Below are 6491 nucleotides of genomic sequence, written 5' to 3' on the forward strand. Positions count from 1 at the left end.
AGGAGCCCTTCCAGCGGGTGCAAATCGCCCCCCTGAATGGTGTCTGACCTGCGACGACGGTGCGAATTCGTGCCGTTTTCGGGCCACTTCATGACCCAGGTCACGTTCAAGATCGTCGTTCCGGCCCGGCATTGCCCGGGTCGTGATTGAGTCTCCGCAGGTCAGCGGGCCGGAACTCGTCGAAAATTCGTTCAGCCACGCCCGATGTAGGGCATCGTGCGGGCGGCGATCGTCAGGAACTGGACGTTGGCCTCCAGGGGGAGGCCCGCCATGTAGAGCACCGCGTCGGCCACGTGTGCGACGTCGAAGGTCGCCTCGGGGGCGGTGGAACCGTCGGCCTGACGTGCACCTGCGGAGAAGCCGGCGGTCATGTCGGTGGCGGCGTTGCCGATGTCGATCTGCCCGCACGCGATGCCGAAGGGCCTCCCGTCCAGGGACAACGACTTGGTCAGGCCGGTGACCCCGTGCTTCGTGGACGTGTACGCGGCACTCCACGGACGCGGCACCTGCGCAGAGATGGACCCGTTGTTGATGATCCGGCCGCCCTGGGGCGACTGGGCGCGCATCGTCGCGAACGCCGCACGTGCGCAGAGGAACGTCCCGGTCAGGTTGGTGCGGACGGTGTCGAGCCAGGCGTCGACGGGGACCTCGTCGGGTGTGGCGGCCGGACCGAAGGTTCCGGCGTTGTTGAACAGGACGTCCACCCTGCCCCACCGCGCACGGACCGCGGCGAACAGCTCGTCGACGGAGTCGGGGTCCCCCACGTCTGCCGGAACCGCCAGGGCGTCGGCACCGTCGATCGTCTCCTCCAGCCGGTCGCGCCGGCGGCCGGTCACCGCAACGCGGTATCCCGCACCGAGGAACGCCCGCGCGACGACCCGTCCGATGCCCGAGCCCGCACCCGTCACCACCGCGACGGGGCCCGTGGGCCCCTGGTCCTCCGTCATCGAGCTCCTGTCCTCCACCGTGTGTCACGCTCCGGTCGTCGTGACCCGGGTTTCACCCTCTCCCCCGGCGGGCCCTCGCGCCAGCCCCGTGGCAGTCCGGATCCACCCGTCCGGACCGGCCGGAACTGTTTCAATGGGCACATGACCGTTCCCCCGCCACCGGGCTCCTGGGATCCGCGCAACAAGCCCGTTCCCGTCACGGCCGAGGACCGGAACTGGGCGATGGCGGCGCACGTCGGCAGCATCGTCACGGCCTGGTTCGCACTGGGTCTGGTCGCGCCACTTGTCGTGCTGCTCGTCCGCGGCAACGTCTCGCCCTACGTGCGCAGGCACGCCGTCGAGTCGCTGAACTTCCAGCTCAACGCGTTCGTGCTGACGATCGTCTTCGCGCTGCTGATGTTCGTGCTCATCGGGTTCGTGCTGCTGCCCCTCTACGGCATCTTCTACCTGGTGTTCGTGGTGCTCGGGACCATCAAGGCGGGCAACAGTGAGGAGTTCCGCTACCCGCTCACCGTCCGGGTCGTGAACTGAGCGTGGCCGTGGAGTCCGCACGCCGGATCGCCTGGGTCGACTGCGCCGCAGGGGCTGCGGGCGACATGCTGCTGGCCGCGCTCGTCGACGCGGGAGCCGATCTCGGTGTCGTCGCCGAACACGTCGCCACGCTCGGGGTCGAGCCGATCACGTTGCGCCGCAACGAGGTCGAGCGGCACGGCATCGGTGCGCTGAAGGTCGACGTCGACACCGCGCCCGACCCGGAGCACCGGACGTGGAAGGCCGTGCGCGGCGTCCTCGACGCGGCTGGGCTGCCCGAGCCGGTCGCGACACTCGCCCACGACGCGTTCGCCCGCCTCGCCGAGGCCGAGGCCCGGGTGCACCGCACCACCCCCGACGACGTGCACTTCCACGAGGTCGGGGCCTTGGACGCGATCGCCGACGTCGTCGGGGTGGCGACGGCACTGCACCTGCTCGGTCTCGACGCCGTGCACGCGAGCCCCGTCGCGCTGGGCAGCGGAACCAGCCGGGGCAGCCACGGGCTGGTGCCGATCCCCGCGCCGGCGACCCTCGAGGTCCTGCGGGTGGCGGGCGCACCGTGCTTCGCGGGGCCGTCGCCACGGGAGATGTGCACGCCGACCGGTGCCGCGCTGCTCGCCGCGGCGGTGACGTCGTGGGGGCCGATGCCGCGCATGGTGCCGCGGGCCATCGGGACGGGGGCGGGGACGCGGGACCTCGCGGAGGTCGCCAACGTCGTACGGGTGGTCGTCGGCGACGTCGTCTGACCTGCCCGGTCAGGTGTTCGCGCCCGCCGCGGTGATCGGCCAGCGGGTCACCCGGCCGCCCATGGTCACGACGTACTCGCGTGCGAGGTTCGCCGCGGCACACACGTGGTTGGGCGCGACGGCGACGCGGTCCCCCAGCTCGGGCAACGTCTCCCCGGCCGGGAGCTCGACGACGGCGTGGTGCTCCGACAGCAGGACCACCCGGGCGTCGGGCATCGCCGGGACACGCCCCGCGCCCGTCGCCCATCCCGGGCGGTCGGCGCCCAGCACCTTGCCGCCCGCGTCGAGGACGAAGCGGCCGTCGCCGCGGGACACGACGGTCCCGACCGCGGTGAGCGCCACGTCCTCCCACCCGCACGTGCCGAGCTCGACCTGCTGGGCATCGTTGAACACCGAGACCCCCGGCCGGACCTCGGTGAGGACGGTGGCGTCGGAGTGCGCGAGCGTCGGTGTGGAGCCACCGCCCAGTTCGAGGTCGTCGAAACCGTTGCCGCGCAATATGTCTGCCGCCTTGGCGAGAGCGGTCGCCTCGTCGGCGGCGGCCTGGGCGGCGCCGCCCGGCGCGTAGCCGTGTCCGGGGAAGGTGAACACACCGGCGACGCGCACCCCCGCCCGGTCGGCGGCGCGGGCGACCTCGAGCACCTCTCCGGGCGCGACGCCGGTGCGGCGCATCCCGCTGTCGACCTCGACCATCACCGACGCCGACGTCCCCGCCAGTGCGATCCCGAGATGTTGCGCCCCTTCGGCCGAGTCGACGCCGACGCGCAGCGCCACGCCCTGCGCGAGAGCCCGCAGCCGCGCGCCCCGCTCGCCCGCCGCCCACACCGGGTAGGCGACGAACAGGTCGGTGGCGCCGGCGCGACTGAAGATCTCGCCCTCGGCGAGCGTCGCAACGGTGAGGCCCACCGCACCCGACTCGATCTGCCGCCGGGCGATCTCCGGGCTCTTGTGTGTCTTCGCGTGCGGACGCAGCCGCAACCCCCGCGCCCGGGCCCACCGGGCGGTGTTCTCCAGGTTGCGGGACAGCACGTCGAGGTCGACGGCGAGGTAGGGCGTCGCCGGGGCGTCGGTCATGTCGCCCATCGTGCGCGTCGGCGGGCGGTTCCGTCCATCGGACCGGGCCGTTAACATCGGTGAATGTCGATGGATGCTGCCGTTGCGCTGTTCCGGTCCCTGGGCGACCCCACACGGCTGGTCATCCTCACGCGGCTCGCCGACGGCGAAGCACGGGTCGTCGACCTCACCCGGCTGCTCGAACTCCCGCAGTCCACCGTCTCCTCGCACCTGGCCTGCCTGCGCGACTGCGGCCTCGTCGGCTACCGCCCCCAGGGTCGGCAGTCGTTCTACTCGCTGACCCGGCCCGAGCTCCTCGACCTGCTGCGCTCCGCCGAACGGCTGCTCGCCGGCACCGGTGAGGCCGTCGCCCTCTGCCCCGCCCACGGCGTCTCCGCCGCAGCGTCCTGACACCTCTCCCCGACCCGCGCCGTCCTCACCCACCGCATCCGGCTGCTCGTCGCCGCGACCTCTGCTGCGCACCGGCCGGAACCGCCCACACCGAATCCGCCGACGGCTGCGACCGCTGCGGCCCGCCGACATGACCGAGCCGCCCGCCGGTCGTCGTTCGGCGGGCGGCTCGTCGTGACGCCGCCACCGCGAATGCCCCCATGACCCGCGGTGACGGCGAGCTCGGAATCATTTACCGTGCTCGTCCGCGTAGGAGAAGAATGCCGCCGACGCGCCCCGGAAACGACCGAGCAGACCCTACGGCGACGCGGGCTCCACCCGACCCCTCGACGGGGGAGAACCCCATCGTCAGGCCGCCGGAACAGTGCGCCGCGCGAAATGCGCCCGCACCGCAGGACGCGTCGTCGCCCACAACAGCGCGATGAGCACGACGGCCTGGATCACCTGCTCGACCCGCACCCACGCCGGGTACTGGTACGACACCAGCAGATACGCGATCCCCGCGAGGCTCACCACCGACAGGACGAGAACCCGCAGGTACGCGCGCCGTCGCCCCTCCCGCAGCCGCCGGATCAGGAAGGAGTACACGACACCGATGATCACGACGGCCACCGCGCGCGACCACAGCCCCACGCTCAGCCCCGCCCGCACGCCGTCGACGTCCACGCCCGCAGACAGCCCCAGATGTGCGAGCTGATAATCGATCAACGACGCGTGGAATGCGACGAACAGAATCGCCAGCACCGCCGACAGCGCGAGATTCGCCAACAACAACGTGATCACGTGCCGCAGCTGCGCCGGCGCGTTCACCTGCTCCTCCATGGCAGCGATACTGCGCCCCGCCTGTACCCGCGCCCGATGCCCTCCGTCACCACCCTCCCGTGACGGATGTCAGGCCGATCCGCAGATGAGTTCCGGCGCCCCACGACGTCTACACCGACAACCACACGGGAGGGCACGTCATGGGCAAGGTCGTCGCAACGATCACCACATCCGTCGACGGGTACGTCACCGGACCCCACGCAGGCCCCGACGCCGGGCTCGGCATCGGTGGGGAACGCCTGCACTACTGGGTCTTCGGCGGCCCCTGGAGCTACGCCGAGGAACCCAGCGGCGAACCCGACCCGGTCGACAAGACAGTCCTCGACAACGCCATGGCGCGCCTGGGCGCCGTCGTGTGCGGACGCAACACCTACGACTCCGCCGGCGCATGGGGCGGCAGCAACCCCTGGGACCGGCCCCTGTTCGTCGTGACCCGCCGCCCCGACGACCAGCCCGACGCCGACAAGGGCTTCACCTTCGTCGACGGCTTCCGGGCCGCCTTCGACCGCGCGCGGGAGGCTGCCGGAGACCGCGACGTGTGCGTCATGGGAGGCGCCGAGACCATCCGGCAGGCGCTGTCGGCCGGGATCGTCGACGAGCTCGTTCTGACGGTCGCGCCGCTCCTCCTCGGCGAGGGCACCCGGCTCTTCGAGGGCTTCGAGCAGGACATCGAGCTCGAACGCACCGACGTCGTCGTCTCACCCTGGGCGACGCACCTGTCCTACCGGCTCGTGCGCTGACCCGGACACGACGCGGCCCCCGCCTTCCGGGGGAGGCGGGGGCCGTGTCGGGATGATGCGAAGGTCAGCGCCCGGCGATGGTCAGGCTGGTGTTCAGAACGTGCTGGACGAAGCCGTTGACGTCGAACGAGGGCCGAGTGGGGTTGTTGTTCCCGCTCGGCCGGTTGTCGCCGCGGTCTCCGTTGCGGTCACGGTCGCCGCCGTCGTTCCCGCGGTCACCGTTCCAGCCGCCACGGTCGCCGCCGCGGTCACGGTCGCCCCGGTCGTTGCGGTCATTGCCGCGGTCACGGTCGTCGCCGCGGTCGCCGTTCCAGCCGCCGCGGTCACGGTCGCCCCGGTCGTTGCGGTCGCCGCCGCGGTCACGGTCGCCCCGGTCGTTGCGGTCGCCGTTCCAGCCGCCACGGTCGTTGCCGCGGTCACGGTCGTTGCCGCGGTCACGGTCGTGCCCGCCCCAGTTCCCGCCGCCGCGGACGGGAGCGGCGTCGTCATCGCAGTCGCCGCCGCGGTTCCAGCCGTCGTACTGCCAGTTGCCGCGGTCACGGTCGTGACCGCCACGCGGGTCCCCGCCGCGGTCCCAGCGCGCGTCCTGGACACGGCGGTCGTCACCATGGTGGTGGTGTCCGCGGTGCTGCTGGCCGCGGCCACGGTCCCTGTCTCCGTGGCGGTGGTCGCCCCGGTCACGGTCACGGTCCCGGTCGCCGTGGCGGTGGTCGCCCCGGTCACGGTCGCGGTCGTTCCAGCGCCCGTCGCGGTCGCCGCGGTCACGGTCGCTCCCACGCTGGTCGCCGCGGTCACGGTCCCGGTCGCGGTCACCGTGACGGTGGTCGCCCCGGTCACGGTCGCGGTCGTTCCAGCGCCCGTCGCGGTCGCCGCGGTCACGGTGGTCGCCGCGGTCACGGTCCCGGTCGCGGTCACCGTGGCGGTGGTCGTCGCGGTCCCGGTCGTTGTTCCAGCGGTGGTCGTCGGCGCTGTGGTTGCCGCCGCAGCCGCACTGCTGGCCGTGGCCGCGCTGCGGGCCGTGGCCGTTGTTCACGCCGCCCTGCTGACCTCCGCGCGGGTCGCCGTGCTGCTGACCGCCGCGCGGGCCCTGCTGACCGTTGTTGTCGTGGCCCCGGCCACTGTGATTGCCCGAGTGGCCGCCCTGGTTGCCCAGCTGGCCGTTGTCGCCGCCCAGGTTGCCCGAGTGACCACCGTTGCCGCCTTGGTTGCCGGTCTGACCGCCGTAGCCGCTGTGGTTCCCC

Annotated in this window: 8 protein-coding genes; 5 read left to right on the top strand and 3 right to left on the bottom strand. The window is 72.5% G+C overall.

Annotation, left to right across the window (positions count from 1 at the left end):
* Window positions 1-191 precede the first annotated feature (191 nt).
* A complete protein-coding gene (locus PSU4_RS30325) occupies window positions 192-947 on the bottom strand; it encodes an SDR family oxidoreductase (protein WP_147116045.1) in 756 nt (251 codons plus the stop codon).
* Window positions 948-1088: 141 nt separating this feature from the next.
* Here PSU4_RS30325 and PSU4_RS30330 point away from each other — a divergent pair, with 141 nt between their 5' ends.
* Both PSU4_RS30330 and larC read left to right on the top strand, forming a co-directional pair.
* The gene (locus PSU4_RS30330; protein WP_246115454.1) at window positions 1089-1478 is read left to right on the top strand and encodes a DUF4870 domain-containing protein; all 390 of its coding nucleotides are present in this window, start codon (window positions 1089-1091) and stop codon (window positions 1476-1478) included.
* A 2-nt stretch (window positions 1479-1480) separates the two neighbouring features.
* Window positions 1481-2224, top strand: coding sequence for a nickel pincer cofactor biosynthesis protein LarC (larC, locus tag PSU4_RS30335; RefSeq protein WP_222596457.1), 744 nt, complete (start codon window positions 1481-1483; stop codon window positions 2222-2224).
* 9 nt (window positions 2225-2233) lie between these two features.
* Here larC and PSU4_RS30340 read toward each other — a convergent pair whose 3' ends face one another.
* Window positions 2234-3298, bottom strand: a complete 1065-nt coding sequence (locus PSU4_RS30340; RefSeq protein WP_186817271.1) for an alanine racemase — start codon at window positions 3296-3298, stop codon at window positions 2234-2236.
* A 63-nt stretch (window positions 3299-3361) separates the two neighbouring features.
* Between PSU4_RS30340 and PSU4_RS30345 the strand changes: the two genes are divergently transcribed.
* The gene (locus PSU4_RS30345) at window positions 3362-3688 is read left to right on the top strand and encodes an ArsR/SmtB family transcription factor (RefSeq protein WP_147116051.1); all 327 of its coding nucleotides are present in this window, start codon (window positions 3362-3364) and stop codon (window positions 3686-3688) included.
* Window positions 3689-4036: 348 nt separating this feature from the next.
* On the opposite strand, the gene PSU4_RS30350 is transcribed toward PSU4_RS30345, so the two are convergent.
* On the bottom strand, window positions 4037-4510 hold the full coding sequence (locus tag PSU4_RS30350; protein WP_147116052.1) for a hypothetical protein: 474 nt from the start codon (window positions 4508-4510) through the stop codon (window positions 4037-4039).
* A gap of 140 nt (window positions 4511-4650) precedes the next feature.
* On the opposite strand from PSU4_RS30350, the gene PSU4_RS30355 reads away from it, so the two are divergent.
* Together PSU4_RS30355 and PSU4_RS30360 are read left to right on the top strand one after the other, a co-directional pair.
* Complete coding sequence (locus tag PSU4_RS30355; protein WP_147116054.1) at window positions 4651-5250, top strand: dihydrofolate reductase family protein; 600 nt, start codon at window positions 4651-4653, stop codon at window positions 5248-5250.
* 100 nt (window positions 5251-5350) lie between these two features.
* Window positions 5351-6491: hypothetical protein (locus tag PSU4_RS30360; RefSeq protein ID WP_186817272.1), on the top strand; the 1141-nt coding region annotated here is incomplete at its 3' end.

Origin of the sequence: Pseudonocardia sulfidoxydans NBRC 16205, from assembly GCF_007989085.1 — a bacterium.
Lineage (GTDB): Bacteria > Actinomycetota > Actinomycetes > Mycobacteriales > Pseudonocardiaceae > Pseudonocardia > Pseudonocardia sulfidoxydans.

What these genes read in the sequence shown, in the direction of transcription:
- PSU4_RS30325 (WP_147116045.1), bottom strand. Translation starts at nt 947, where the DNA reads ATGACGGAGGACCAGGGGCCCACGGGCCCCGTCGCGGTGGTGACGGGT.
- PSU4_RS30330 (WP_246115454.1), top strand. Translation starts at nt 1,089, where the DNA reads ATGACCGTTCCCCCGCCACCGGGCTCCTGGGATCCGCGCAACAAGCCC.
- PSU4_RS30340 (WP_186817271.1), bottom strand. Translation starts at nt 3,298, where the DNA reads ATGACCGACGCCCCGGCGACGCCCTACCTCGCCGTCGACCTCGACGTG.
- PSU4_RS30345 (WP_147116051.1), top strand. Translation starts at nt 3,362, where the DNA reads ATGTCGATGGATGCTGCCGTTGCGCTGTTCCGGTCCCTGGGCGACCCC.
- PSU4_RS30350 (WP_147116052.1), bottom strand. Translation starts at nt 4,510, where the DNA reads ATGGAGGAGCAGGTGAACGCGCCGGCGCAGCTGCGGCACGTGATCACG.
- PSU4_RS30355 (WP_147116054.1), top strand. Translation starts at nt 4,651, where the DNA reads ATGGGCAAGGTCGTCGCAACGATCACCACATCCGTCGACGGGTACGTC.